This is a genomic window from Acidovorax sp. NCPPB 3576, from assembly GCF_028473605.1.
GTDB lineage: Bacteria > Pseudomonadota > Gammaproteobacteria > Burkholderiales > Burkholderiaceae_C > Paracidovorax.
On sequence record NZ_CP097267.1, the window covers coordinates 176,807 to 203,032 of the forward strand.

A 26,226-nucleotide genomic window follows, 5' to 3' on the forward strand; every position below is an offset into this window, starting at 1 on the left:
AGGGCGCCGAAGCGCCCTTGGATGGGAAGTGTCGATCCTGTTCGCAGAATCGACGGTAAAAAGCGCGGATCAACCCGGCTGGCGCTCGCCCACGAAGATTTCCACCCGGCGATTGCGCGCGCGGCCGTCGTTCGTGTCGTTGGTGGCGATCGGCTGGTGCGAGCCGCGGCCCTCGACCTGGATGCGCCCGCCGTTCACGCCCCGCGTCGTCAGGAAGTTGCGGGCGCTGGCCGCACGGTCCATCGACAGCGGGTTGTTGATGGCATCGGTGCCGGTGGAGTCCGTGTGGCCCACGATGCGCACTTCGGTATTGGGGTTGTTGCGCAATCCTTCGGCAAAGCGCTCCAGCACGGGGGCGAAGTTGGGCTGGATGTCCGAGCGGTTCGTGGCGAACGAGATGTCGCTCGGAATATCGAGCTTGAGCTGGTTGTCGGCGGTCTGCGTCACCACCACGCCCGTGCCCTGGGTGACCTGCTGCATCTCGCGCTTTTGCCGCTCCATGTGCTGCGACCAGATGTAGGTGCCCAGGGCCCCCACACCCGCCCCGACGACGGCCCCGGTGCCCGCCCGGCCGCCGGTGGCGGAGCCGATGACCGCCCCAGCCACCGCGCCCACGCCGGCGCCTGTCGCGGTGCGCCGCTGGGTATCGTCCATGTTGGCACAGCCGCTCACGAGCAGGACGGCGGCGGTGGCGCCGATGAGAATCTTGTTGCGCATGGGATTTTCCTTTTCCAGGTAATGGACTGCCAGCCAGCCTTGCTTGAAGGGGAGACCCCTTGGGCTCAGGCACCGGCCGGCGGCTCCGAACGAAATTGAGAGGCCCTCATTCTTGGCACGGATGGCGCAGGATCAGGGTAGGACCACTTCGTCAGGGTCTTCGCCCAGGCCTGCCCGGCTTTGAAACGCAGGCCCCATCTGGGAGAAAGGCGCTCCGGTGCAGGGGTGCTGGCCGACCATCTCGCCGTTCTTCCACACCATGACCCCGGCTTTTTCCCCCCAGCGCGCGCCAAAGGCGCGGTACACCACATAGGAAAAAGGCGGTTGATTGAACCGCAGGTAATTGCCACCGCCTGCAGAGTACCAAAGCCTTTTGGCCACGACGGTCTGCCGCCATGCGGGATCGTCCTTGGCGCGTGGTAGCGTCATTTCCACTTTTCCTGGCTTGCCGAAGCGGTATTGCAGATGGCCCTGGCTGGCATCCAGCGATGGGGAGGCGCAGGCGGAAACCACGCGCCTGGACTGAAGCCTGCAGGCGAAGATGACGTCTTCCTCCGGCAGGCACAGGCCCCGGTCTTTGGGCGGTGCCGGTACGGGCACCTGGGACATCGAGCTGGTGCACAGCAGCAGGCCCAGCAGGGGCAGCCACCGTGGAGTCCCTGAAGGAAACGATTGCATGGGGATTCCTTAAGGCTTGGCTTTGGCGGCCGTTTTGGCCTTCTTTGGAATGGCCATTCCCAAATATTGACGGCCAGCGGCGAACGCGTCCGTGAATTCCTTGAGACCGTGGCTGCCACCGTTCACCAGCTTGCGGGCATGGACCAGGTTGTTGGTCTTCAGCGCTGCCCGAATGCCGCCTTCCTTGTTCTTGATGAATTGGGCCAGGATGGCTGCTGCTGCGGGGCCTTCGTTGGCCTGGTCAGGGTTGTCCAGCAGGTTCAATCCCAATTGCTTGCCCATCTGCTCGTAGTTGGCGCGGCCGGTCAGTTGGACAAATCCACGGCCCTTGTACAGCGCACCATCGCCCAACTGGTTGTTTCCCAGGCTGTCCGGCCGGAAATCGTATTGATCGAAAGGGTGCCGGCCCTTGGTTCCCACGGGGCTGGTGTTGTATCGGGATATCCCTTCGTCGACCGGCTGAAAGCTCGCGCTCTCCGCACGGATGGTGGCCAGTGCCATCATCAGCATTTCCGTGTCGTTCAGCGAACGCTTCGTCATGGCGCCGAGAATCTCGGGCAGGTAGTTCCGGATGTTCCCGATGATTTTTGTTTCCTGGATGGTCTTTTTGACGACGGGCTTGCCGTTGACCATTTCCCGGGTCTTGAGGGTGGTGCGCTTGATCCGATCGACCCCTCCCGGCACCATGGTGGACGCCAGCACGTATACCTCGTTCGACAGCGACGCTGCCAGTTTCTTTTCTTCCAACTGGGCCTGAACCAGGAACTGGAACAGGGTATCTGCATTGTTCAGTTGGTTATCCGGGTCCGCTTCGCCGTAGAAGAAGGTGTTTTCGATGCTCTGCAAGGCGGTGGCGAAAGGCTGGTCCCATCCGCCTTCTTCCGGCAATTCGGTCTTCTGGGGCAGATACCCCTTCCGGATGAACGCATTCAGATGCCGGCGCAGCAGACGCATGTCTTGCGGGTGGTTTTGCTGGCCAGGTCCCACGGTGGATCGAAGAACCGCTGGTTCACTCATTTTCTGACTCCCTTTTGAATATTCTTGTTTTGCGTTCCTGCCGCGCACTGAGACGGGCGGATGCTATTTTTTGGTGTCCGCGTCCTCTGGTTCCGAGGCCGGCGGTAGCGGCGCGGGCGGCGGCTCCCCGCCCTTGCGCCCCGAGAACATCGTCCACCACACAATGGCGACGAGAACGATCAGCGCCAGCAATGCTTCAAGCAAAATCAGCCCCATGAAATTCCGTCTCCTGCGCCTTGTGACAACGGCGCTGATTGTAGGAACCCTGGTGGCCTGCTCCACCACGCCCCTGCCGCCTTCCACGCCTTTGCCACCCGGTGCCTCGCTGCCGGGTGTGCCGGGCGCCCCGCTGCCGCCCGAGCCGTCAGGGCCCTTGCCTTCGCCCATGTCGCAGCCCAAAAGCCGCTGGATACCGGTGCATTGGGCGGAATTGCCCGGTTTTACCGAAGATTCCCTGCACGAAGCCTGGAACGCGTGGATCAAGAACTGCGAGCGCCCCGCGCCCTCGTTCGCGCCTCTGTGTGGCGAGGTGCGCCGACTGTCCATCGCCAGCCCCGAGGAGCAGCGTGCGTGGATGGTGGCGCGGCTGCAGCCCTATCGCATCGAGGCGTTCGATGGCTCGGTGGACGGCATGCTCACCGGCTACTACGAGCCTTATCTGGACGCGGCGCGACAGCCCGGCAATGGCTTCAACGTGCCGCTCTACCGGCTGCCTGCGGGCTATGGCGCGCGCAAGCCCTGGTACACGCGCCAGCAGATCGACACGCTGCCCGAGGCGCAGGCGGCGCTGGCCGGCCGGGTCATCGCCTGGGTGCGCGATCCGGTCGAGGCGCTGGTGGTGCACATCCAGGGGTCGGGACGGCTGCGGGTGCAGGAGGCCGATGGCTCGGTGACGCTGCTGCGCGTGGCGTTCGCCGGCACCAACGACCAGCCCTACCAGAGCGTGGGCCGGTGGCTGCTGGACCAGGGCCTGGTGCGCGACGCCACCTGGCCCGGCATCCGCGCCTGGACACTGCAGAACCCGCAACGCGTGCAGGAGATGCTGTGGGCCAATCCGCGCTATGTGTTCTTCCGCGAGGAGCCGCTCAATGCCATGGATGCCGGCTTCGGGCCCAAGGGCGCGCAGGGCGTGGCCCTCACCCCGGGCCGCTCGATCGCGGTGGACCGCCAGAGCATTCCCTACGGCACGCCGGTGTGGCTGACCTCCACCGGGCCGCAGGTGCAGTTGCAGCGCCTGGTGATGGCGCAGGACACGGGCTCGGCCATCGTGGGCGCGGTGCGGGCCGATTACTTCGCGGGCTGGGGCCCGGAGGCGGGCGAGCTGGCAGGGCGGCTCAAGCAGGGCCTGCGGCTTTGGGCGCTCTGGCCGCGTTGAGCGGGCTTGGCGCCGACGCGGGTTTTTGGGCCCTGCCGCCAGAACGTTCACGACGTTTCAGCACGTTTCAGCCAGCGGTTGGCAGCCGTCCAGGAACGGCCGCCACAATGGCTTTTCCCGAGCACCAACCCAAAGGAGAACCGCATGACGACTTCTGACCGATGGCATCCTGCCAGCGCGCGTGGCACCCTTCCTTTGCTGGCCGCCTTGCTGGGCGCCTGCGTTCCTCTGGGCGCGGCGCACGCCCAGGCGCCCGCGGGTCCGGATCTGCGCGCCGACACCGCGGCCCGCTTCCTGGCCTTCGCCCCGGCAAAGAACCCGGAGCCCCCGATGACCGACGCCCCCGCGCTGGCCTTCGGCGTGCGGGCGCCCGGCACGTCCGCCGCGGCGCCGTTCACCATGACGATGGACACCGGCTCGACCGGCGTCGTCGTCTCGGCCACCGATCTGCCCGGTTTCTCCGCACAGGAGGCCGAGGCGGGCGTGAAGGGCTGGGAGTTCCTGTCCAGCAGCAAGCGGCTGTGGATCGGCCGCTGGGTGCCGCGCGAACTGGTCTTTCGCGATCCCGCCGGGGGCGAGGTGGTGGCGCGCGTGCCCGTGCTGGCGGTCCAGGAAGAGATCATCTGCCCCGGCTGGAGCGAAAAGGCCAACGTGCCCACCTGCGAAAAGCCCGAGAAGACCACCGCCCAGCCACGCGGCATCGCGTACATGGGCGTGGGCTTCGGGCGCGAGCACGACGGCCAGCCGCAAGGCACGCCGGACAAGAACCCGCTGCTGAACATCGTCTCCATCGACGGCCAGCCCGTGGCCGCCGGCAGCATGCGCAGCGGTTTCATTGTGACGGCCAAGGGCGTGCACGTGGGCCTCACGCGCGCCAACACCGCGGGCTTTTCGTACGTGAAGCTCCAGGGCCGCAGCCTGAACGCCGCGGGCCAGCCGGCCTCCAGCGACCCGCGCGACTGGCCCCAGGCGACCATGGCCGTGTCGGTGAACGGCGCGGCCTCGCAGACGGGCCCGGTGCTGGTCGATACCGGCATCGCGCAGATGTACCTCACCGTGTCCAACCCGTCGGCGCTGCCGACCACGGCCATTCCCAATCCGAGCCGCAAGGGCGCGACCGCCACGGGGCTGGTGAACAGCACGGAGGTGAAGGTGTCATTCCCCGACGATGCGGCGCCGGTGGCGCAATACCGCTTCCAGGTGGGAACGCCCCAGGTACCCACGGCGGTGATCGTCACCCGTCCCTCGGCGCAGGCGTTCGTCAACACCGGCCGGCACCTGCTGCGCCAGCATGACGTGCTGTTCGATGCCGATGGCGGCTGGTTCGGGCTGCGGGTGGTCCGTTAACGGCGGCGGCGTTCCTGGCGGTGGAGGTCCAAGCAGGCGCGCACGGCGCTCACGCCGGGTGCGGCACGGCCCGGAGGATCGTGTAGCCTGCTCTTCCCATCAAACACTCGCCAGGCAAGGAGATCCCATGCCCATTCCGCTTCGCGCAGCGATCGCCTGCGCTGCCGCGCTGCTCGCCTGCGGTGCCGTACCCGCGCAGGCGCCATTGCCCGCCGCCGCAGCGGCCACCGCTGGCCCTTTGCTGCGCCCAGGCACCGACTCGCGCTTCATCCGCCTCCATTCCCCGCCGGGAGAGGGCTGGTCTTCGCCCATGACGGATGCGCCGCGGCTGCGGTTCGAAGTCCGCATGCCGCCGGACACCGGCGTGCTCGCGCCCCCCCGGCCCTTCATCGTCACCCTGGACACGGGCTCCACCGGCGTCGTGATTTCCGCGGTCGATCTGCCCGGTTATTCGCGCAACGAGGAAGCTCGCCAGGCCAACGAAGGCTGGGAATACCGCTCCAGCAGCCGGCAGCTGTTGATCGGCCACTGGGTGGTGCGCGATGTGGTGCTCAACAGCGGCTGGAACGAAGTGATTTCCCGGGTGCCCGTGCTCGCGGTCGAAAAGGAAATCATCTGCCCGCGCTGGGACGAGAAGGCCAACCGGCCCGACTGCGAAAATCCCACGTACACCACGGAAAGCCCGGGCGGCATCGCCTACATGGGCGTGGGCTTCGGGCGCGAGCACGATGGCCAGCCGCAGGGCACGCCCGACAAGAATCCGCTGCTCAACATCGCCGAGATCGACGGGGGCCCCGTCGCCCGGGGCGCGGTGCACGGGGGCTACATCGTGACCAGGCACGCGATTTACGTAGGCCTCACGCCCGACCAGGCCAAGGGCTTTCGGTTCGTGAAGCTGCAGCCCGGCAGCCTGCTTGCGAATGGCCAGCCGGCCTCCAGCGATCCCCGTGACTGGCAGCAGGCCACCGTGGCCGTGTCGGTGGACGGCGGCGCGCCCGAAACCGGTCCCGTGCTGGTGGACACCGGCATCGCGCAGATGTACCTCACGGCCGCCGATCCGTCGGCCCTGCCCACGGCGCAGATCGCCGATCCCACCCGCCGGGGCCGGCCGGTGACGGGCTTGAAGGACGGCACGCGGGTGCAGGTGATGTTCCCCGGCGCGCAGGCGCCCGTGGCGCAGTACGACTTCCGCGTGGGGGATGCGGACGCGCCCCAGTCCGTGCTCGTGAGCGCGCCGGGCCGCTTCACCTTCGTGGGCCGTCCCGCCTTCATGAACACCGGGCGCTACCTGTTGAAGCAGTTCGACCTGCTCTACGACGCCGAGGGCGGATGGTTCGGCCTGCGGCCTTCGCGGCGGTGAGCGCCTTGAGGGGGCGCGAACCGATGCGCTTCAGCGCTCCAGCTCGACCAGATAGCGCGACACCACTGGCGGCGCCTCGCTCACATGAAAGGCCAGCTTGCGGTCGCGCAGCGCCACGTCGGAGGCGGTGACGCGGTCGAAGCGGCGCAGGTGTTCGGTCCACGATTCGTCCACGATACGCTCCACGTAGCGCGAGGGATCGGCGATGTCGTGCTGCAGTTGCCAGTCGAGCGCGCCCTGGCGCAGGCGGCTGCGGCGGCTTTCCTGCATCAGGGCACGGAATTCGGCGGCGCGCGTGGGGTCGATGTGGTATTCGATCGTGACCACCACGTGGCCGCGCTCGGGCGTGGTGGGCGCCACCGGCAGCTTGAACGCGGTGGAGGGGCTCAGGTCTTCTTCCATGGTGCGGTCCACCACCCAGCGCTGCACCAGGGCCATGGCGACGGTGCCGGTGAGCGCGGCCAGCGCCAGGCTCATGTGCACGGTGGTGAGCGAGGCGACCTGGCCCCACAGGGCTGCGCCGGCCGCCGTGGCGCCCATGATGGCCATCTGGTAGATCGACATGCCGCGGGCGCGCACCCAGTTGGGCAGTGCGAGCTGGGCCGACACGCTGAGCGAGTTGGCCGTGGTGATCCACGCCATGCCGCCCAGCACCATCGCGGGCACGGCCACGTACACGTTGGGCGAGACGGCGATCACGGCCGTGGAGGCGGCCTGCAGCAGCGCCCCGCGCGAGACCAGCGTGTCGCGCGACATGGCCTGGCGCAGGCGCGGCAAAAACAGGGCCGCGGCGATGGCGCCGGCGCCCATCGAAGCCAGCAGCAGCGTGAAGGTGCCCGCACCGCCGCCCTCCAGGTCACGGGCCACCAAAGGCAGCAGCGCCAGCAGCGCCGTGGCGTGCAGGAAGAAGACCGAGATGCGCCACAGCACGGCGCGCATGCGCGGCGATTCGCGAACGAACTGCACACCGACGCGCATGGCGCTGGTGAGCCGCTCGCGCCCCAGCGGGCTGGGCACGTGCGTGCGGCGCCAGCGCATGATGGTGAAGCCCGCCACCACCGACAGCAGTGCGTTCAGCACGAACACCCAGGCGCTGCCCACGCTCGCGATGATGGCACCGGCCAGTAGCGGCCCGATGATGCGCGAGGCGTTCATGGCCACGCCGTTGAGCGCCAGGGCCGCCGGCAGCTGCTGGCGGCTGACCAGCTCCGGCACGATGGCCGCGAACACCGGCCAGCGCATGGCCAGGCCGATGCCGTTGGCGAAGGTCAGGGCGAGCAGCAGCGGCGCCGTCATGCCGCCCATCAGGATGGCCACGCACAGCACCAGCGCCACCACGGCCACCCAGAACTGCGTGGCGATGAAGTAGCGCCGCCGGTCCAGGATGTCGGCCAGCGCGCCGCTGGGCAGGCCCAGCAGGAACACGGGCAGGGTGGAGGCCGTCTGCACCAGCGCCACCAGCACGGGCGAGGTGGTAAGCGTGGTCATGAGCCACGCGGCCGCCACGTCGTTCATCCACATGCAGGTATTGGCGGCCAGCCAGGTGAGCCAGAGCATGCGGAACACGGGCACCTGCAGCGGCGCGAACGGCGAGAGGCTGGCGCGCCGGGCGGCGTCCTGGTCCAGCTGCGCGGCGGCAGCGGCCTCGGCGGTTTGCGCTTGGCCTGCGGCGTCGGTGGCCGGAGGGCTGTCGTCCAGGGGCGGCTGCGGGGTGGGGCGGGGCGGTCTCTCGTGGGGCGGCAAAGGGGGCATAGATGGTCTCGATTGTGCGCAGTGCGGGCGTTGTGTGCCCGGCGAGGCGCCGACGTCCCGGATGGCGGCGCGGAAAAGCGAGCAGACGGGCTTGAAGCCAAAAAGGCCTCCAGCGCAATAACCACTAAGGTATGTTGCTATTAAATTTGTAGCTACTTGCTGTTCTTGCCCAGGGGCCCCAGGGGCCCCAGGTGCGCCAGCGGCAGGGCGCCGCTGGCCTTGACCTCGCCCAGCGAGAAGCTGGTGTGCATGTCCTTCACGTTCGGCAGGTTCAGCAGCACGTTGCGGGCGAAGTGCGAGAAGCTGTCCAGGTCGCGCGCCACCACCTGCAGCTCGAACGTGCCGGTGCCGCTGATGTAGTGGCAGGCCACCACCTCCGGAATCTGGGCGATGGCGGCTTCCATCTCGCGGGTGAGGCCCCCGGTGCTGCGGTCGGCATCCAGCCGCACGAAGGCCAGCACGCCCAGCCCGATCTTGTGGCGGTCGATCTCGGCGTGGTAGCCCTTGATGAAGCCCGACTCCTCCAGCGCGCGCACGCGGCGCCAGCACGGCGCGGCCGACAGGCCCACCCGCTGGGCCAGCTCGGCATTGGTCAGCCGGGCGTCGGCCTGCAGCTCGCCGAGGATCGCCAGGTCGAATTTGTCCAAAGTATTCATTGCATGATTATTTTGCGAAAGATCCTTTCTAAAACGAGGGTAAACACGGCATGAAAACGAAAGGACATATCCGGCCGTCCTGCCTACACTGCCCTGACAAGGCGGTGCGTCCCAGCCCAGGGCACCCCGCTGAAACCGCGCTCACGAGGCGACGGCCAACGACCCCACTGGAGATTCCCCCGATGAACGCCCCCCTGCCTGAGCCCATTCGCCGCGCGATTGAAACGGTCACGCTTGATGACAACCCGCACTGCTGGTTGCGCCACAGAGGCGCCACGGGCGGCGCAGCCGAACGTTGCGTATTTGGCGTCGAGCGTGCTGGCAAAGGAGACGTGCTGTGAACGCCCCCCTGCCCGAGCACATCCGCCGCGCCATTGAAACGGTCACGCTCGAAGACAAATACGCCCTCGACCACGGACGTGCCTTCATGAGCGGCGTGCAGGCCCTGGTGCGCCTGCCCATGCTCCAGCGCCAGCGCGATGCGATCGCGGGCCTGAACACCGCCGGCTTCATCAGCGGCTACCGCGGCAGCCCGCTGGGCACCTACGACCAGGCGCTGTGGGCGGCCAAGAAGCATCTGGCCAAGAACCACATCGTGTTCCAGCCCGGCGTGAACGAAGAGCTGGGCGCCACGGCCGTGTGGGGCACGCAGCAGCTCGACCTGTACCCCACGACGAAGAAATACGACGGCGTGTTCGGCATCTGGTACGGCAAGGGCCCGGGCGTGGACCGCTGCTCCGACGTGTTCAAGCACGCCAACATGGCCGGCACATCGAAGCACGGCGGCGTGATCGCCATCGCAGGCGACGACCACATCAGCAAGAGCAGCACCGCACCCCACCAGAGCGACCACATCTTCAAGGCCTGCGGCCTGCCGGTGTTCTTCCCCAGCAGCGTGCAGGACATCCTGGACATGGGCCTGCATGCCTTCGCCATGAGCCGCTTCTCGGGCGTGTGGTCGGGCATGAAGACCATCCAGGAGGTGGTGGAGTCCTCCAGCAGCATCTCGGTGGACCCGGACCGGGTGAAGATCGTCATGCCCGAGGACTTCGCCATGCCGCCCGGCGGCCTGCACATCCGCTGGCCCGACGCGCCGCTGGAGCAGGAGGCGCGCCTCATGGACTACAAGTGGTATGCGGCGCTGGCGTACATCCGCGCCAACAAGCTCAATTACAACGTGATCCAGGGCCCGCAGGACCGCTTCGGCATCATCGCGAGCGGCAAGGCGTACAACGACACGCGCCAGGCGCTCATCGACCTGGGGCTGGAGGACGACGTCTGCCGCCAGCTGGGCATCCGCCTGCACAAGGTGAACGTGGTGTGGCCGCTGGAGGCCACCATCACCCGCGACTTCGCGCAAGGCCTGCAGGAGATCCTGGTGGTGGAGGAAAAGCGCCAGGTCATCGAATACCAGATCAAGGAAGAGCTCTACAACTGGCGCGCCGACGTGCGCCCCAACGTGCTGGGCAAGTTCGACGAGGTGGAGGGCGACAACTCCGGCGGCGAGTGGAGCATGCCCAACCCGAGCCAGAACTGGCTGCTGCGCCCGAAGGCCGACCTGACGCCCGCCATCATCGCGCGCGCCATCGCCAAGCGCCTCAAAAAGCTGGGCGTGCCGGCCGACATCGTGGCCCGCATGGACGCGCGCCTGTCGGTGATCGATGCGCGCGAGCGCGGCCTGGCCGAATCCAAGGTGGACACGGGCGACCGCACGCCGTGGTTCTGCAGCGGCTGCCCGCACAACACCAGCACCCGCGTGCCCGAGGGATCGCGCGCGGTGGCCGGCATCGGCTGCCACTACATGGTCAACTGGATGCCCGACCGCAACACGTCCACCTTCACGCAGATGGGCGGCGAGGGCGTGACCTGGGTGGGCCAGCAGCCCTTCACCACGGAAAAGCACGTGTTCGCCAATCTGGGCGACGGCACCTACTTCCACAGCGGGCTGCTGGCCATCCGCCAGAGCATCGCGGCAGGCACCAACATCACCTACAAGGTGCTCTACAACGACGCCGTCGCCATGACCGGCGGCCAGCAGGTGGGCGAGCGGCCCGAGGGGCACTCGGTGCTGCAGATCATGGCCAGCCTGAAGGCCGAGGGCATCGCCAAGCTGGTGATCGTGACCGACGAGCCGGCAAAGTACGACGGCGTGGCGCTGGCCGACGGCGTGACGGTGCACCACCGCGACGAACTGGACAAGATCCAGCGCGAGTTCCGCGAGATCGCCGGCTGCACGGCCATCATCTACGACCAGACCTGCGCGACCGAAAAGCGCCGCCGCAGAAAGCGCGGCACGATGGCCGCGCCCACGAAAACCGTGGTCATCAACGAGCTGGTGTGCGAGGGCTGCGGCGACTGCTCGGTGCAGTCCAACTGCCTGTCGGTGGAGCCGCTGGAGACCGAGTTCGGCCGCAAGCGCCGCATCAACCAGAGCACCTGCAACAAGGACTACTCGTGCGTGAAGGGCTTTTGCCCGAGCTTCGTCACCGTCGAGGGCGGCACGCTGAAAAAACCCAAGAAGGAAAAGAAGGGCGACCTCTCCGCGCTGCCCCCCATTCCCGAGCCGGTGCTGCCCGTGGCCGAGAGCGCCTGGGGCATCGTCGTGGCCGGCGTGGGCGGCACGGGCGTGATCACCATCGGCTCGCTGCTGGGCATGGCCGCGCACCTGGAAGGCAAGGGCGTCATCACGCAGGACGCGGCGGGGCTGGCGCAAAAGGGCGGCGCCACCTGGAGCCACATCCAGATCGCCAACCGGCCGGACGCCATCTACACCACGAAGGTGGACACGGCCAAGGCCGACCTCATCATCGGCTGCGATTCCATCGTCGCCTCGCACAAGACCACCATGGCCGCGATGCAGCCGGGCCGCACCTTCGTGGCGCTCAACACCCACGGCTCGCCCACCGCGTCGTTCGTGCACAACCCGGACTGGCAGTTTCCGGGCACCGATTGCGACACGGCCATCGCCTCCGCCGTGGGCGAGGACCTGCTGGCCAGCTTCGATGCCGAGGAAGTCGCCATGCAGATGCTGGGCGACAGCATCTACACCAACCCGCTGATGCTGGGCTACACCTGGCAAAAGGGCCGCGTGCCGCTGTCGCATGCCGCGCTCATGCGCGCCATGGAGCTGAACGGCGTGCAGGTGGACAACAACAAGGCCGCCTTCGAATGGGGCCGCCGCTGCGCGCATGACCTGGCCGCCGTGCAGGCCCTGTTCAAGGCCGCGCAGGTGATCCAGTTCGTCAAGAAGCCGGGCCTGGCGGAACTGGTCGCCAAGCGCGAGCAGTTCCTCACGGGCTACCAGAACGCGGCCTACGCGGCCGAGTACAAGGCCTTCGTGGAGAAGGTGCAGGCCGCCGAGGCGCGCACGGGCGGCAAGGGCACCCGCCTGTCCGAGGCCGTGGCCCGCTACCTGTTCAAGCTGATGGCGTACAAGGACGAGTACGAAGTCGCGCGCCTGCACACCGACGCGGCGTTCACCGCCAAGATCGAGGGCATGTTCGAAGGCGACTACAAGCTGGTGCACCACCTGGCGCCCCCGCTGACCGCGCGCAAGAACGACAAGGGCGAGTTGCTCAAGCAGCCGTTCGGCCCCTGGATGCGCAAGGCCTTCGGCGTGCTCGCCAAGCTGAAAGGCCTGCGCGGCACCGCGCTCGATCCGTTCGGCCGCACCGAGGAGCGCCGCACCGAGCGCGCCCTGATCGCCGAGTACCGCGCCTGCATCGACGAACTGCTGGCCGGCCTGACCGCCGACAACCTGCCGCTGGCCGCCGACATTGCCCGCATCCCCGAGGACATCCGCGGCTACGGCCACGTGAAGGAGCGCCACCTGAAGGCCGCCCGTGCCAAGTGGACGGTGCTGATGAACCAGTGGCGCCATCCGCAGGAGGCGCTGCGCCAGACGGCCTGAGGGGAACAAGACGACCTTTCCATCGCCCGGGGTGATGGAAAGGTTTGCTGCTAAATATGTAGCTATGTGCCCTAGTATTTATTGCGCTGGGCGGCTTTTTTATACCCCATCCAAGGCGGGACCATGTGGCAGCCTCGCCGCGCCAAGACCCCCGCGGGCGCGGGTTTGGCATGGGCGTGGCAACGCACGCTCGATCCCGTGATCGAACCTGCGTCCTCCCGGCCCGATGCCCGGAGGTGACGATGCGCTGGGATGGATGTGGTGGTTGAGGGGCGGCTCCCTTTGCGGTCTGCCTTATAGTGCCGTCCCCATCAAAGAAGCGTCGGACCATGCCCACCATTGCACGCCGCATCCCTGCCAGCCTTGCGCTGGCATTCGCCTTGACTGCTGCATTGCCTACGACTGCGGCCGTGCCCCCTGCGCAAGGGGTATCTGCTCCGCAGCGCGTGCCCTATCCCGCGATCGACCCTGCGTTCTCCCGGCCCGATGGCCGGCGGATGCCCAGCCGGGCCACGCTGCGGGCGTTTCTGGTCGAGTTGGAGCAAACCAAGCAGGTGAATGCTTTCTGCTTCGTTCAACAGTCAGTCAAGCAGCGTCCTGATGAAAAAGGTGAGAGCGTGGTATGGATGATCTGGCATGAATGGGCGACCATCCAGGATGTCAATACCGTGCGACACGGGCAACGCTATGAACCAGACCCTGCTCTGGATGACGCTACGAGAGGGCGTTCGATGGCGTCTGCCAGCGGCATCGTGAACATCAAGACCGATGTCGTCCCGACCGAAGAAGACATACGCGGCAGCACTTCTCTTGTCAGCCGTCCCTGGGCTGATCGCTTGCTCATGCAGTGCAAGCGCGTAGGCACCCAGGTGCGGATTGCGGCGTTCAAGCCGCCTGTGCCTCGCCATAGCGGAAGCTCCTGAAACATAGCAAGCTCCCCAAAGAAATCCACGGCATGCCAGCCAAAAGGCTGGGAAGGCCAATGCCCCATGGCTCCCTTTGCGGTCTGTCTTATAGTGCCGTTCCCATCAAGAAGCGTCGGACCAATGCCCACCATTGAACGCATCATCCCTGCCAGCCTTGCGCTGGCATTCGCCCTGGCTGCCGCATTGCCTGCGACTGCGGCCGCGCCCCCTGTTCAAACGGTATCCGCTCCGCAACGCGCGCCCTATCCCGCGATCGACCCTGCGTTCTCCCGACCCGATGCCCGGAGGATGCCAAGCCGGGCCACGCTGCGGGCGTTCCTGACCGAAATGAAGAGCTATCGGCAGGCGAACACATTCTGTTTTGTGCAGCGGAAGCTGGATCGGCCCGATACCGCAGAGCCAGGTACGAGCGTGCTGTCCATGATCTGGTACGAAGGCGAGTCCATCCATCGAATCAATCGTTTGAGGGTTGGGCAAAGCTATGTGCTTGGCACTATGGATCCGGAGACTGAAGGGCGGATGCTGGCCCACGCCACCGGCACCGTGGATATCAAGACCGATGTCGTTCCGACCGATGCGGATATCGGTACCAGCACCTTTCTCGTAAGCCGACCCTGGGTTGATCACATGTTCGCGCAATGCAAGCGCGTAGGCGCCCAAGTGCGGATTCCTGTGTTCAAGCCGCCCGCGCCATCGCAATAGTTCCTAAAACACACAACCTGTCTCCAAGGGGGAGGACTGACATGGCAAACGCCATCCTGAAATACACCCACGGCAATCCCGTGCCCGCGATGGTTGCCCTCGTAGAGGGCAACGTATTACGTGTCAAACTCGAAGCCATCGACAAGCGCTACACGCTGGTTGCTGTGAGTGATTACCCGAATGTGCTGGAAGTCACCAGTAACACGCACAACAGCCGGGCGGACTCCTGGGCTTTCGCTGTCACGGCGCGCAGCGCGGGCAATGCCAAGCTGATGCTGAGATCGGAGCGTGGCGCGGGCATGTCGGCGCTGACGGTAACGCCTGCATTGGTGAGCATCACGGTCCGGAAGCCAGTGAGCCTGCCTGATCCGGAATCCGATGCGGGGCTGCTGGTGAGGCTTTTTCTCGTGGAGATGCCTGCGCCGCAAGAATGGGCGGGTGCTGGAATCAGTGGTCCTGATGCCGCCATAGAGGGCATGCGCATGATGCGCCGCGTTATTGCCAATCGGCTTGATTCTGGTAGTGCAAAAGAGTTCATGGCGGCGGGCGCGCGGAACATCCGGGGTATCGTGACCGCGAGCGACCGGGGCAACGTGCAGTTTGCCGGTTTCGCAAATTACCCCCGCATTGCCAATAAGAAGCAGGATTTAATTGAAGCCCGGATGGCCATCGTCAACGATGCTACCAATACATGGCATGCGAAATATCTGGCGTTCTACGAAGCTGCACTCACTGCTGCCACCGAACCGCTACCGTCCGATCCCAGTCCTACTGGACTTTTTGCATGGCGGACCGATGATTCCGGAGCACCGTCTCCCGAATTCGTGGAGTTCAAAACCCTGGGCGGTAACACCTTTTATACCCACAAGCGCCTGCGCCTTCCTGGCCGCTGAGGCAACCCTGCCGCGTGCTGGCGAAGGCCATCCCTCCGGCCACTGTCCGTACAACGCGAATACCGACATTGAAGCGTTCTCCTTGTGGAGCCCGCTCCCAGGCCAAGACCTGAGCCCACACGGGTCTTGGCCTGGAGGCGCAGAAAGGCGCCGCATACAATCGCCCGTTGCCCTCCCGGCTGGCGCCGCGTCGCGCCGTGGGCGGGTGTCTGAAACGACCATCCATTTGAATGGAGCCTGTTGCCGTGTTTATTTCTTCCGCTTTCGCCCAGACCGCCCCTGCCGCCGCTACCGGTGGCACGGACATCATGTCCTCCCTGACGGGCATGCTCCCGCTGGTGCTGATGTTCGTGGTCCTGTACTTCGTCATGATCCGCCCCCAGATGAAGCGCCAGAAAGAGCATCGCAGCATGATCGAAGCCATCGCCAAGGGCGATGAGGTGGCCACCGCCGGCGGCATCGTCGGCAAGGTCACGCGCCTGTCCGAAGGGTTCCTGCACATCGAGATCGCCTCCGGCGTGGAAGTGCAGATCCAGCGCAGCGCCGTGGCGCAGGTCCTGCCCAAGGGCACGGTCAAGTAAGTCAACGCAATGGCGCGAGCCGTTCCGATCTGGCGGCCGGCCCTGCGGGCCTGCGCCGCGACCTGAGAGTTAAGAGCGCGATCATGAACCGTTACCCGGTCTGGAAGTACGCGATCCTCGTGATCGCGCTGCTGGTGGGGGCCCTGTACACCCTGCCCAATTTCTTTGGCGAGGCCCCTGCCGTGCAGGTGTCGTCCGCCAAGGCGACGCTGAAGGTCGATGCCGCCGTGCAGCGCCGCGTCGAAGAGGCCCTGAAGGCCGCGGGCGTCGTGCCCGATGCCGTGAGCTTCGATGGCAATTCGGTGCGTGCGCGCTTCGACTCGCCCGACAACCAGCTCAAGGCCAAGGATGCGATCCAGAAGGCCCTGGTGCCCGATCCGGCCGACCCGCCGTACATCGTCGCGCTGAACCTCGTCTCGCGCTCCCCCGAGTGGCTCAGCGCGCTGCATGCGCGCCCCATGTACCTGGGGCTGGACCTGCGCGGCGGCGTGCACTTCATGCTGCAGGTGGACATGCAGGCGGCCCTCACCAAGAAGGCCGAATCGCTCGCCGGCGACCTGCGCACCACGCTGCGCGACAAGAACATCCGCCACGGCGGCATCAGCCGCGACGGCCAGGCGGTGGACATCCGCCTGCGCGACGAGGCGACCGCCACGGCCGCGCGCAACGTGATCACCGACCAGTTTCCCGACCTGGTGGCCACCAGCAGCCCCGACGGCCAGGGCGTGCGCGTGCGCGCCACCATCAAGCCCGAGGCGCTGCGCAAGGTGCAGGACCAGGCGCTCAAGCAGAACATGACCACGCTGCACAACCGGATCAACGAACTCGGCGTGGCCGAGCCCGTGATCCAGCAGCAGGGCCTGGACCGCATCGTGGTGCAGCTGCCCGGCGTGCAGGACACCGCCAAGGCCAAGGACATCCTGGGCCGCACCGCCACGCTGGAAGTGCGCATGGTCGATGAAAGCGCCGAGGCGCGCTCGGCCGAACTGGGCTCCGGCCCCGTGCCCTTCGGCGACGAGAAATACCTGGACCGCAACGGCCAGTCCGTCATCGTCAAGAAGCAGGTCATCCTCACGGGCGAGAACCTCACCGACGCGCAGCCCGGCTTCGACGGCCAGACGCAGGAGCCCACGGTCAACCTCACGCTTGACGCCAAGGGCGCCCGCATCTTCAAGGACATCACCCGCGAGAACGTGGGCAAGCGCATGGCCATCGTCCTGTTCGAAAAGGGCAAGGGCGAAGTGGTCACGGCCCCCGTGATCCGCAGCGAGATCAGCGGCGGCCGGGTGCAGATCTCCGGCCGCATGACCACGGCCGAGGCCAACGACACCTCGCTGCTGCTGCGCGCCGGCTCGCTGGCCGCGCCCATGGACATCATCGAGGAATACACCATCGGCCCGAGCCTGGGCGCCGACAACATCGAGCGCGGCATCCACAGCGTGGTGTGGGGCTTCGTGGCGATCTCGGTCTTCATGTGCATCTACTACGCGCTGTTCGGCGTGATCTCCTCGATCGCGCTGTCGGTGAACGTGCTGATGCTGCTGGCCATCCTGTCGATGCTGCAGGCCACCCTGACCTTGCCCGGCATCGCCGCCATGGCGCTGGCCCTGGGCGTGGCCATCGACTCCAACGTGCTGATCAACGAGCGCATCCGCGAGGAACTGCGCGCCGGCGTGTCGCCGCAGGCGGCCATCCATGCGGGCTACGAGCGCGCCTGGGCGACGATTCTCGACTCCAACGTGACCACGCTGATCGCAGGTCTCGCGCTGCTGGCCTTCGGCTCCGGCCCGGTGCGCGGCTTCGCCGTGGTGCACTGCATCGGCATCCTGACCAGCATGTTCTCGGCCGTGTTCTTCTCGCGCGGCCTGGTCAACCTCTGGTACGGCCGCAAGAAAAAGCTCAAGAGCGTGTCCATCGGACAGGTGTGGAAGCCCGAACCCGACAGCACCGCATCCGCCGTGGTCAAGTCCAACTGAAGGAGAGGGACCATGGAGTTCTTCCGCATCCGAAAAGATATCCCGTTCATGAAGTACGCGTTGGTTCTCAACGCGATCTCCTTCATCACCTTCGCGCTGGCCGTGTTCTTCCTGATCACGCGGGGCCTGCACCTGTCGGTGGAGTTCACCGGCGGCACGGTCATGGAGGTGGCCTATACGCAAAGCGCCGACATCGGCAAGGTGCGCAGCACCGTGTCCGGCCTGGGCTATTCCGACGTGACGGTGCAGAACTTCGGCACGGCGCGCGACGTGATGATCCGCCTGCCGGTGCAAAAGGGCGTGACCTCCGCGCAGCAAAGCGAGCAGGTCCTGGGCGCCCTCAAGGCGGCCGACCCGGACGTCACGCTGCGCCGCACCGAGTTCGTGGGCCCGCAGGTGGGCGAGGAACTGGTGCACGGCGGCCTCATGGCCCTGGGCATGGTGGTGATCGGCATCGTGATCTACCTGGCGTTCCGCTTCGAGTGGAAGTTCGGCGTGGCGGCGGTGATCGCCAACCTGCACGACGTGGTGATCATCCTGGGCTTCTTCGCGTTCTTCCAGTGGGAGTTCTCTCTGGCGGTGCTGGCGGGCGTGCTGGCCGTGCTGGGCTATTCGGTGAACGAGTCGGTGGTGATCTTCGACCGGATCCGCGAGGCTTTCCGCAAGTACCGCAAGATGACCACGCACGAGGTCATCGACCACGCGATCACGAGCACCATGAGCCGCACGATCATCACCCACGCCTCCACCGAGGCCGTGGTGCTGTCGATGTTCTTCTTCGGCGGCCCCAGCCTGCATTACTTCGCGCTGGCGCTGACCATCGGCATCTTGTTCGGCATCTATTCGTCGGTGTTCGTGGCCGCCGCCATCGCCATGTGGCTGGGCGTCAAGCGCGAAGACCTGGTGAAGGCGCCGCCCAAGAAGGACGGCGACCCGAACGATCCGAACGCGGGCGCTGCGGTCTGACCGCGACGCCCCGGGGCGCCCCATAATCAACGGCGTATGGAAGAACTCCGCCCTCCCACCGCGCCCCGGCGCCTGGCCCGACTGGCCCGGCAGCGGTTCGTGGAGGGCCTGGTGGCGGGACTGCCCGGCATCGACGCGGAGCTGCTGGATTTCCTGACCCAGCTCATGGGCCTGACCGCCACGCAGCGCGAAATGCAGACGCGCCGCGACCTGTGGATGCGCTACCAGCAGCGCCACCAGGCCTGGATCGGCGGTTGCGCCCGCGCCCTTTCCGAGTCGATGTCGCCGCTGGCCAGCACCACGCGCGGCGCCCTGCCGCCCGGCGGTGGGTTCGAGCTGGTGAGCGACGACATCGTCGAAAACCAGATCATCGCCTCGCGCATGGCGCTCACGGTGATGGAACACACCGGCAATGCCTTCGACACCCTGCGGCAGTTCACCCAGCACCTGGAAGGCCAGGAACTGGACAGCCGCGACATCCTGCGGCCCGACACGGTGTGCCTGCTGTTGGTCGATCAATGGGTCGAGGCGGGCATGGAGCGCGGGGACCTGCAGACCGCCATCGACCCGCTGCAGCGCCAGGTGGGCGAACTGATCCTGCGGCAGTACCAGGCCGTCAACGCGTTCTGCACGGAGCAGGGCGTGACGCCCGACAACGACCTGCGATCCAAGGTGCGCCGCACGGCGGGCGGGTTGTCATCGCCTGCGGGACTGGCCTCGCAGGCCTTGCAGCAATCGGCCCAATCCTTCGCCCAGGAGTCTGCCCAGGCGAGCATGCGAGGCATGCCTGCACCCGGGCGCATGGGGGCCCCGGGAACGGCCTTCGGCGCGGGCATGCAGGCCTTCATGACGCCGCTGGCCCGGGCGCGCCAGCGGGCCCAGGGCGTGATGGGCCAGTTGCGCCGCCTGCTGGTGCAGCCGGCGACCGGCTTCGACATGGTGAACGCGCCGCCGGCCTCCGCCGCGCTGGCGCAGGCCCTGTCGGCCCACCGGGCGCAGGCGCAGACGTACTACAGCGGCGTGGCCACGCTGGTCGAGGACTACAGCCCGGCCGCCGTGGTGCAGTTGGTGGGCGCGGTGCGCGAGCGCTCGACCGAACTCAAGGCCAAGGCCTCCACGCCCGGCGAGAAAGCGATCATCGAGGTGGTGGCGCTCATGTTCCAGAGCATCCTGAGCGAAGACCGCATTCCCCCGGCCGTGCGCGTGTGGTTCGCCCGGCTGCAGGTGCCGGTGCTGCGTGTGGCGCTGGCCGAGCCGGAATTCTTCAGCGACATCGCCCACCCCGCGCGCCGCCTGATCGACCGGCTGGGCGGCGTGGTGATGGGGTTCGATGCCACCGCCATCAACGGCAGCGCGCTGGAGGGCGAGATCCGCCGCGTGGTGCAGGTGATCGAGCAGTATCCCGAAACCGGGCAGCGCGTGTTCCAGCTCGTCTATGACGAATTCGAGAAATTCCTGGCCAAGTTCCTCACGGCCAAGCAGGCGACCTCCAAGCTCGTCAGCGTGGCGCAGCAGGTCGAGCAGCGCGAGACGCTGGCCATCCAATACACGATCGAGTTGCGCACCATGCTCCGGGACATGCCGGTGCGCGAGGAGATCCGAGAGTTTCTTTTCAAGACCTGGGCCGAGGTGCTGGCCATGTCGGCGGTGCGCGACGGTGCCCAGCATCCGGACACCATCGCCTTCAAGCGCACCGCGGCCGATCTGGTCTGGGCCGCCAGCGCCAAGCCCCACCGCGCCGACCGTGCCAAGGTCATCCAGAGCCTGCCGCCGCTGCTGCAGCACCTGCGCCAGGGCCTGTCGCTGCTCGGCGTGAACGGGCCGGAGCAGGACGCGCAGGTGAAGGTGCTGACCGACACGCTGGCCGATGCCTTCCTGTCCAAGACGGCCTCCATCCCGCAGGCGCACATCGATGCGATGGCGCGCCGCCTGGCCAATCTGGAGGACTACATCAGCGATGCGACGCTGGGCGAAATGCCGCTCAACGCCGACAACATCGAGCTGATGCTGGGCATCGACGCTTCGTCCATCCATGTGATCGCCGACAACGGCGCGCCCGTGGAGCCCGGCATGGTGGCCTGGGCGCAGGAGCTGCAACCCGGCGCCTGGTTCACGCTGGACCACAATGGCGCCTCGGCGCAGGTGCAGTACGTGTGGCAAAGCCAGCGCAAGCAGCTGCATCTGTTCGCCGCGCCCGATGGCAGCAGTTACCTGCTGCAGCTCAAGCGCCTGGGCGCCTATCTGCAGTCCGGCCTGCTGGTGGCGCAGGAAGAAGAAGCGCTCACGATGCGCGCCACGCGCGACGCGCTGGCCAAGATCGATGCCAATCCGGAACGCCTGCTGGACTGAAGCCGGCTGACCCAAGGGAGCCGGGTCAGCCGCCGCCATCCCCGCTGTCGTCTCTGTCTCCCCGCACAACGCGGCGAACGACGTCGCCTGCAAAGCCCCGCGCGGCCATGAAGCGCATCTGGCGGGCGCGCTCCTGCGGCGTCTCGCCCGGGGCGCCGAAGCGCTGGCGCCACACGGCTTGCGCGCGCTCCAGTTCGGTGGCGCGAAGGCGCTCCGCGGTGGCGCGCACCAGCGCGTCGTCCAGCCCCTTGCCGCGCAGCTCCTGCACCACGCGTTGCGTGCCCAGGCGGGCGGCGCGGCGGTTGACCACCGAATCGGCCACGCGCTGGGCGCTGATGAAGTCCTTGGCCTGCAGATCGTCGAGCACGGCGTTCAGGTCGTCGCCCTCCTGCACGTGGCGGGCCAACCTGGTGGCCAGTTCGGCGCGGGAGTGTTCGCGCTGTGCCAGCAGGCGCAGCGCCCGGCCCTTGAGCGAAAGCGTCGCAAATCCCATGTCGCTATAAAAATAAAAGCATCCAGCGCTTGCCAATCAAGCGCTGGAGCCTTGTATCACCTGCAATCGGGGCCGTGCTTACTTTTCAGACTTCTCGGCCTTTTCGGGCACATCCTTGGCGGGTGCGGCGGCCGGAGCTTCCAGGCTGGGCGGCAGCAGGGCGATGCCCAGGCTCTCGCGCACCTTGTTCTCGATCTCGCGGGCGAGGTCGGCGTTCTCGCGCAGGAACTCACGCGAGTTGTCGCGGCCCTGGCCGATCTTCTCGCCGTTGTAGGCGTACCAGGCACCGCTCTTTTCGATGATCTTCGCGTTCACGCCCATGTCGATGATCTCGCCCTCGCGGCTGATGCCCTCGCCGAACAGGATGTCGAACTCGGCGGTCTTGAACGGCGGGCTGACCTTGTTCTTCACGACCTTGACCTTGGTCTCGTTGCCCACGGCCTCGTCGCCCTTCTTGATCGTGCCGGTGCGGCGGATGTCCAGGCGCACCGAGGCGTAGAACTTGAGCGCGTTGCCGCCCGTGGTGGTTTCGGGGCTGCCGAACATCACGCCGATCTTCATGCGGATCTGGTTGATGAAGATCACCATGCAGTTGGTCTTCTTGATCGTGGCGGTGAGCTTGCGCAGCGCCTGGCTCATCAGGCGGGCCTGCAGGCCGGGCAGGGCATCGCCCATTTCGCCTTCGATTTCGGCCTTGGGGGTGAGCGCGGCGACCGAGTCGATCACGATCAGGTCCACGGCGCCCGAGCGCACGAGGCTGTCCACGATTTCCAGGGCCTGCTCGCCGGTGTCGGGCTGGCTGATCAGCAGATCGGACAGCTGCACGCCGAGCTTTTGGGCGTATTGCACGTCGAGTGCGTGTTCGGCATCGACGAAGGCGCACTGGCCGCCCTGCTTTTGCATCTCGGCGATCACCTGCAGCGTGAGCGTGGTCTTGCCGGACGATTCCGGGCCGTAGATCTCGACCACGCGGCCGCGGGGCAGGCCGCCCACGCCCAGCGCGATATCCAGGCCCAGCGAGCCGGTGGAGACGACCTGGATGTCTTCGATCACCTCGCCTTCGCCCAGGCGCATGATCGTGCCCTTGCCGAACTGCTTCTCGATCTGGGCCAGCGCGGCCTGGAGGGCCTTGGCCTTTTCGGTGTTGACGGGTTGGGCGGGATGGGTACCCTTGACGGCGAAGTCCATGGAAATGTCCTTGAAAAACAATGGGTTGGGATATCTCTGCCAAGCTGTTGGTAGTCACAGGCTGGATGCTTGAACAGTAGTTTATGCGAGCTGTCCCGTTGCGTAAACGGTGTTTTAAGTCAGTTTCCCTGACAATGTGGCATGGCCGAAATCCTGCCCTCTCCTCCCCTCGACGACGGCTGGCGCCAGACGCACCTGGGCCGTCTCCTCGGGCATGCCATGCGCCGGTTCGATGCGCGGGTGCTCGAACTCATGGCCCACAACGTGGAGGTGCCGCTGGCGCTTTCCAACCTTGCCGCGCGCGATCAGGTCACCGCGGCGCACATCCACATCACGCGCCACCTCTCGCTGGGTGGCGACCGGCTGACCGATCTGGCCCAGCGGGCCGGCATGACCAAGCAGTCCATGGCCGATCTGGTGAACCAGTGCGCCGCCTGGGGCCTGGTGGTGCGCGAGCCCGACCCGCGCGATGCCCGGGCACGCCGGGTGTGCTTCACCGCCGCCGGACTGGCGTGGCTGCAGGCGTTCCGCGATGCGGTGGCACAGGCGGAGGCAGAGTTCCGGATGGAGGTGGGCAACGAGGTCGCCACGGTGGTGGCGATCGGGCTGGAGGCGTATGCGGGGGGCGACGGATTGGCGAACTGAGGGCGCTGAAAGTCACGCAGGTGACATCGCCATCGTCCCATTCCGCAGGGGTCGGCCGTCATTAAGTTTGCTCTAAGGTATCTAAATGTTAATCGAGATACCAAACGCAATAGGTACTTATCATGAACCTGCACAACCTCCGCATCGGCGCCAAACTGGCGCTCGCCTTCAGCGTTACCACGCTGATCACCGTCGCCCTGGCCTGGATGGCCTGGGCCCAGATGCTGCGCATCAACGCCAGCGCCGAAGACCTGGCCACGAACTGGCTGCCCAGCATCGAGGCCATCGCCAACGTGCGCATCGCCGCCAACCGCCTGCGGCGCACCGAGAGCGAGACGTTCCTTCCGGCCAACCAGGGTGGCCAGGACAAACTCAAGGAAGAGCTGAAAGTGCGGCGCCAGCAGCTCGCCGAAGCCGAAGCCGCGTATGCCCCGCTGATCAACCCCGGCGAAGAGCGCAAAGGCTATGAGGCCTATCAGACCCAGCGCGACCAGTACCTCGCGGTGCAGCGCCGGATGCTGGACCAGCCGCTGCAGGCGCATGACGAGACTCTGCGGATCTTCTTCACCGATTCCGAAAAAAGCTTCGACGCCATGGCGGCCACGCTGGGCGAGCTGGCCCGCGTGAACCGCCGCGGGGGCGACGCCGCGCACGACGATGCGGTGGCCACGTTCCAGCGCGCACAGGGCACGCTGCTGGCGATGCTGCTGGCCGCGGTGGCGATCGCCTCGGCGCTGGCCTGGTGGATCACGCGGCACATCACGCGCCCGCTGGCCTCGGCCGTCGCAGTGGCCCGGGGCGTGGCTGCCGGCGACCTGACGATGGACATCGCCGTGCACGGCAAGGACGAGTCCGCGCAGCTGATGCAGTCCTTGAGCGACATGCGTGCCAGCCTGGCGAGCGTGGTCGGCGCCGTGCATGGCGGCGCCGAGGGCGTGGCCGCGGCCAGCTCGCAGATCGAGCAGGGCAACCAGGACCTGTCGGCCCGCACCGAACAGCAGGCCTCGGCCCTGGAAGAGACGGCGGCGTCCATGGAAGAGCTGAGTTCCACCGTGCGCCAGAACGCCGACGGCGCCCAGAAGGCCAGCCAGCTGGCGACGGACGCGTCCACGGTGGCGCAGCGCAGCGGCGACGCGGTGGAGGTGATGGTGGAGACGATGAAGAGCATCGACGCCGCCTCCCAGCGCATCGCCGACATCATCGGCGTGGTGGACGGCATCGCGTTCCAGACCAACATCCTCGCGCTGAACGCGGCGGTGGAAGCCGCCCGCGCCGGCGAACAGGGCCGGGGCTTCGCGGTGGTGGCGTCCGAGGTGCGCACGCTGGCCCAGCGCAGCGCCGACGCCGCCAAGGAAATCAAGGGCCTGATCGCCACGAGCGTGGAGCGCGTCGGCGAGGGATCGGCCCAGGCCAACCGCGCAGGCGACACGATGAAGGAAGTGGTGCAGTCCATCCAGCGGGTGGCCACCATCGTGGCGGAGATGAGCATCGCCACGCGCGAGCAGAGCGAAGGCATCGGCCAGGTGGGCGAGGCCGTGGCGCAGATGGACCAGGTCACGCAGCAGAACGCCGCGCTGGTCGAGGAAAGCGCCGCGGCGGCATCGAGCCTGAAGTCGCAGGCCGAGCAACTGGTCGATGCGGTATCGGTCTTCAAGATCCACGCCGCGCCCACGGCGGTGGTCGCCCCTTCGGCGCCGGCCCGCGGCAGGCCCGCGCCACGGTCATCGGGGCGCATCGCGTCGCGCGGCCACGCGCCCCTGCCGGCCTAGCGCATCCCCTGGCGGCGCTGTCCGCCTCACAAACAGCGGGTGGAAGGCACGGCGGGGCGGGGAGGGCGCGGCGCGGGATTTCCCCCACGCGCTCCCCTGCCGCCTGAAGGAGCGGGCCTCTAGAATGGGTCTTCACAGCGGCGGTCGCTCCAGCGGCCGCGCCCCAGGAGACAACCCCCCATGCGCATCCTCATTGCCGAAGACGACCAGGTGCTGGCCGACGGGCTGCTGCGCACCTTGCGCGGCTCTGGCGCAGCGGTCGATCACGTGTCCAGCGGCAGCGAAGCCGATGCGGCCCTGATGACCAACCACGCGTTCGATCTGCTGATCCTGGACCTGGGCCTGCCGCGCGTGCATGGGCTGGAGGTGCTCAAGCGGCTGCGCGGACGGGGCTCGGCCCTGCCGGTGCTGATCCTCACCGCCGCCGACAGCGTGGAAGAGCGTGTGAAGGGCCTGGATTTCGGGGCCGACGACTACATGGCCAAGCCCTTCAGCCTGCAGGAACTCGAAGCGCGCGTTCGCGCCCTCACGCGGCGCGGCATGGGTGGCACCACCAGCGCCATCCGCCACGGCCCGCTGGTGTACGACCAGGCCGGGCGCATGGCCACCATCGACGGCAAGCTGGTGGAGCTGTCGGCGCGCGAGCTGGGCCTGCTGGAGGTGCTGCTGCAGCGCGCCGGCCGCCTGGTGTCCAAGGAGCAACTGGTCGAGCGCCTGTGCGAATGGGGCGAAGAGGTGAGCAACAACGCCATCGAGGTGTACATCCACCGCCTGCGCAAGAAGATCGAGCGCGGCCCGATTCGCATCGCCACCGTGCGCGGCCTGGGCTATTGCCTCGAAAAGATCGCTGCCTGATTGCTATTAATTTAATAGCAATACGCCCTAGAGATGATTGCGCTGAAGCCCTTTTTGGCTTGAACCCTACC

23 protein-coding genes are annotated in these 26,226 nt (G+C 66.9%); 15 read left to right on the forward strand and 8 right to left on the reverse strand.

Annotated elements, in window-relative coordinates:
• Positions 1-69 precede the first annotated feature (69 nt).
• The 4 genes from M5C98_RS00870 to M5C98_RS00885 form a co-directional block, all read right to left on the reverse strand.
• Positions 70-717: an OmpA family protein gene (locus M5C98_RS00870; RefSeq protein WP_272550418.1), complete on the reverse strand. Its 648-nt coding sequence runs from the start codon at positions 715-717 to the stop codon at positions 70-72.
• Between the two features lie 132 nt (positions 718-849).
• Positions 850-1,395 carry a hypothetical protein gene (locus M5C98_RS00875; protein ID WP_272550419.1) on the reverse strand — a complete coding sequence of 182 codons (546 nt, stop codon included), beginning with the start codon at positions 1,393-1,395 and terminating at the stop codon, positions 850-852.
• Positions 1,396-1,404: 9 nt separating this feature from the next.
• A complete protein-coding gene (locus tag M5C98_RS00880; RefSeq protein ID WP_272550421.1) occupies positions 1,405-2,349 on the reverse strand; it encodes a glycoside hydrolase family 19 protein in 945 nt (314 codons plus the stop codon).
• A gap of 126 nt (positions 2,350-2,475) precedes the next feature.
• The gene (locus M5C98_RS00885; protein WP_272550423.1) at positions 2,476-2,628 is read right to left on the reverse strand and encodes a hypothetical protein; all 153 of its coding nucleotides are present in this window, start codon (positions 2,626-2,628) and stop codon (positions 2,476-2,478) included.
• On the opposite strand from M5C98_RS00885, the gene mltA reads away from it, so the two are divergent.
• The 3 genes from mltA to M5C98_RS00900 all read left to right on the forward strand — a co-directional run bounded on the left by mltA (position 2,627) and on the right by M5C98_RS00900 (position 6,494).
• Positions 2,627-3,787 (forward strand): murein transglycosylase A, encoded by a 1,161-nt coding sequence (gene mltA / locus M5C98_RS00890; RefSeq protein WP_442867216.1) that lies wholly within the window; start codon positions 2,627-2,629, stop codon positions 3,785-3,787. The two genes, M5C98_RS00885 and mltA, sit on opposite strands and share 2 nt — an antisense overlap.
• Positions 3,788-3,931: 144 nt before the next feature.
• Complete coding sequence (locus tag M5C98_RS00895) at positions 3,932-5,134, forward strand: hypothetical protein (protein WP_272550424.1); 1,203 nt, start codon at positions 3,932-3,934, stop codon at positions 5,132-5,134.
• Between the two features lie 127 nt (positions 5,135-5,261).
• A complete protein-coding gene (locus M5C98_RS00900; RefSeq protein WP_272550425.1) occupies positions 5,262-6,494 on the forward strand; it encodes a hypothetical protein in 1,233 nt (410 codons plus the stop codon).
• A 30-nt stretch (positions 6,495-6,524) separates the two neighbouring features.
• Here M5C98_RS00900 and M5C98_RS00905 read toward each other — a convergent pair whose 3' ends face one another.
• Together M5C98_RS00905 and M5C98_RS00910 are read right to left on the reverse strand one after the other, a co-directional pair.
• Entirely contained in the window at positions 6,525-8,246 is a 1,722-nt protein-coding gene (locus M5C98_RS00905; RefSeq protein WP_272550426.1) for an MFS transporter, read from the reverse strand.
• A 152-nt stretch (positions 8,247-8,398) separates the two neighbouring features.
• Positions 8,399-8,902: an Lrp/AsnC family transcriptional regulator gene (locus M5C98_RS00910; RefSeq protein WP_272550427.1), complete on the reverse strand. Its 504-nt coding sequence runs from the start codon at positions 8,900-8,902 to the stop codon at positions 8,399-8,401.
• A gap of 182 nt (positions 8,903-9,084) precedes the next feature.
• Between M5C98_RS00910 and M5C98_RS00915 the strand changes: the two genes are divergently transcribed.
• The 9 genes from M5C98_RS00915 (at position 9,085) to M5C98_RS00955 (ending at position 21,205) form a co-directional block, all read left to right on the forward strand.
• On the forward strand, positions 9,085-9,243 hold the full coding sequence (locus tag M5C98_RS00915; RefSeq protein WP_272550429.1) for a hypothetical protein: 159 nt from the start codon (positions 9,085-9,087) through the stop codon (positions 9,241-9,243).
• A complete protein-coding gene (locus M5C98_RS00920; protein ID WP_272550431.1) occupies positions 9,240-12,812 on the forward strand; it encodes an indolepyruvate ferredoxin oxidoreductase family protein in 3,573 nt (1,190 codons plus the stop codon). The genes M5C98_RS00915 and M5C98_RS00920 overlap by 4 nt, the downstream gene beginning before the upstream one ends.
• 329 nt (positions 12,813-13,141) lie before the next feature.
• Entirely contained in the window at positions 13,142-13,735 is a 594-nt protein-coding gene (locus M5C98_RS00925; protein WP_272550432.1) for a hypothetical protein, read from the forward strand.
• 123 nt (positions 13,736-13,858) lie between these two features.
• Positions 13,859-14,440: a hypothetical protein gene (locus tag M5C98_RS00930; RefSeq protein ID WP_272550433.1), complete on the forward strand. Its 582-nt coding sequence runs from the start codon at positions 13,859-13,861 to the stop codon at positions 14,438-14,440.
• 41 nt (positions 14,441-14,481) lie between these two features.
• Positions 14,482-15,333: a hypothetical protein gene (locus tag M5C98_RS00935; RefSeq protein ID WP_272550435.1), complete on the forward strand. Its 852-nt coding sequence runs from the start codon at positions 14,482-14,484 to the stop codon at positions 15,331-15,333.
• A 245-nt stretch (positions 15,334-15,578) separates the two neighbouring features.
• Positions 15,579-15,914, forward strand: a complete 336-nt coding sequence (gene yajC, locus M5C98_RS00940) for a preprotein translocase subunit YajC (RefSeq protein ID WP_272550436.1) — start codon at positions 15,579-15,581, stop codon at positions 15,912-15,914.
• Positions 15,915-15,997: 83 nt separating this feature from the next.
• Complete coding sequence (secD, locus tag M5C98_RS00945) at positions 15,998-17,890, forward strand: protein translocase subunit SecD (protein ID WP_272550437.1); 1,893 nt, start codon at positions 15,998-16,000, stop codon at positions 17,888-17,890.
• A gap of 12 nt (positions 17,891-17,902) precedes the next feature.
• Complete coding sequence (gene secF / locus M5C98_RS00950) at positions 17,903-18,856, forward strand: protein translocase subunit SecF (RefSeq protein ID WP_272550438.1); 954 nt, start codon at positions 17,903-17,905, stop codon at positions 18,854-18,856.
• Positions 18,857-18,892: 36 nt separating this feature from the next.
• On the forward strand, positions 18,893-21,205 hold the full coding sequence (locus M5C98_RS00955) for a DUF1631 family protein (RefSeq protein WP_272550439.1): 2,313 nt from the start codon (positions 18,893-18,895) through the stop codon (positions 21,203-21,205).
• 25 nt (positions 21,206-21,230) lie between these two features.
• Here the strand turns inward: M5C98_RS00955 and recX are convergent, their stop codons facing one another.
• Together recX and recA are read right to left on the reverse strand one after the other, a co-directional pair.
• Complete coding sequence (gene recX / locus M5C98_RS00960) at positions 21,231-21,698, reverse strand: recombination regulator RecX (protein ID WP_272550440.1); 468 nt, start codon at positions 21,696-21,698, stop codon at positions 21,231-21,233.
• A 78-nt stretch (positions 21,699-21,776) separates the two neighbouring features.
• Positions 21,777-22,886 carry a recombinase RecA gene (gene recA / locus M5C98_RS00965; RefSeq protein WP_272550441.1) on the reverse strand — a complete coding sequence of 370 codons (1,110 nt, stop codon included), beginning with the start codon at positions 22,884-22,886 and terminating at the stop codon, positions 21,777-21,779.
• A 141-nt stretch (positions 22,887-23,027) separates the two neighbouring features.
• Here recA and M5C98_RS00970 point away from each other — a divergent pair, with 141 nt between their 5' ends.
• The 3 genes from M5C98_RS00970 (at position 23,028) to M5C98_RS00980 (ending at position 26,155) form a co-directional block, all read left to right on the forward strand.
• Positions 23,028-23,531, forward strand: coding sequence for a MarR family winged helix-turn-helix transcriptional regulator (locus tag M5C98_RS00970; protein WP_272550442.1), 504 nt, complete (start codon positions 23,028-23,030; stop codon positions 23,529-23,531).
• A gap of 122 nt (positions 23,532-23,653) precedes the next feature.
• Positions 23,654-25,300, forward strand: a complete 1,647-nt coding sequence (locus tag M5C98_RS00975; RefSeq protein WP_272550443.1) for a methyl-accepting chemotaxis protein — start codon at positions 23,654-23,656, stop codon at positions 25,298-25,300.
• Positions 25,301-25,480: 180 nt separating this feature from the next.
• On the forward strand, positions 25,481-26,155 hold the full coding sequence (locus tag M5C98_RS00980) for a response regulator (protein ID WP_272550445.1): 675 nt from the start codon (positions 25,481-25,483) through the stop codon (positions 26,153-26,155).
• Positions 26,156-26,226 lie beyond the last annotated feature (71 nt).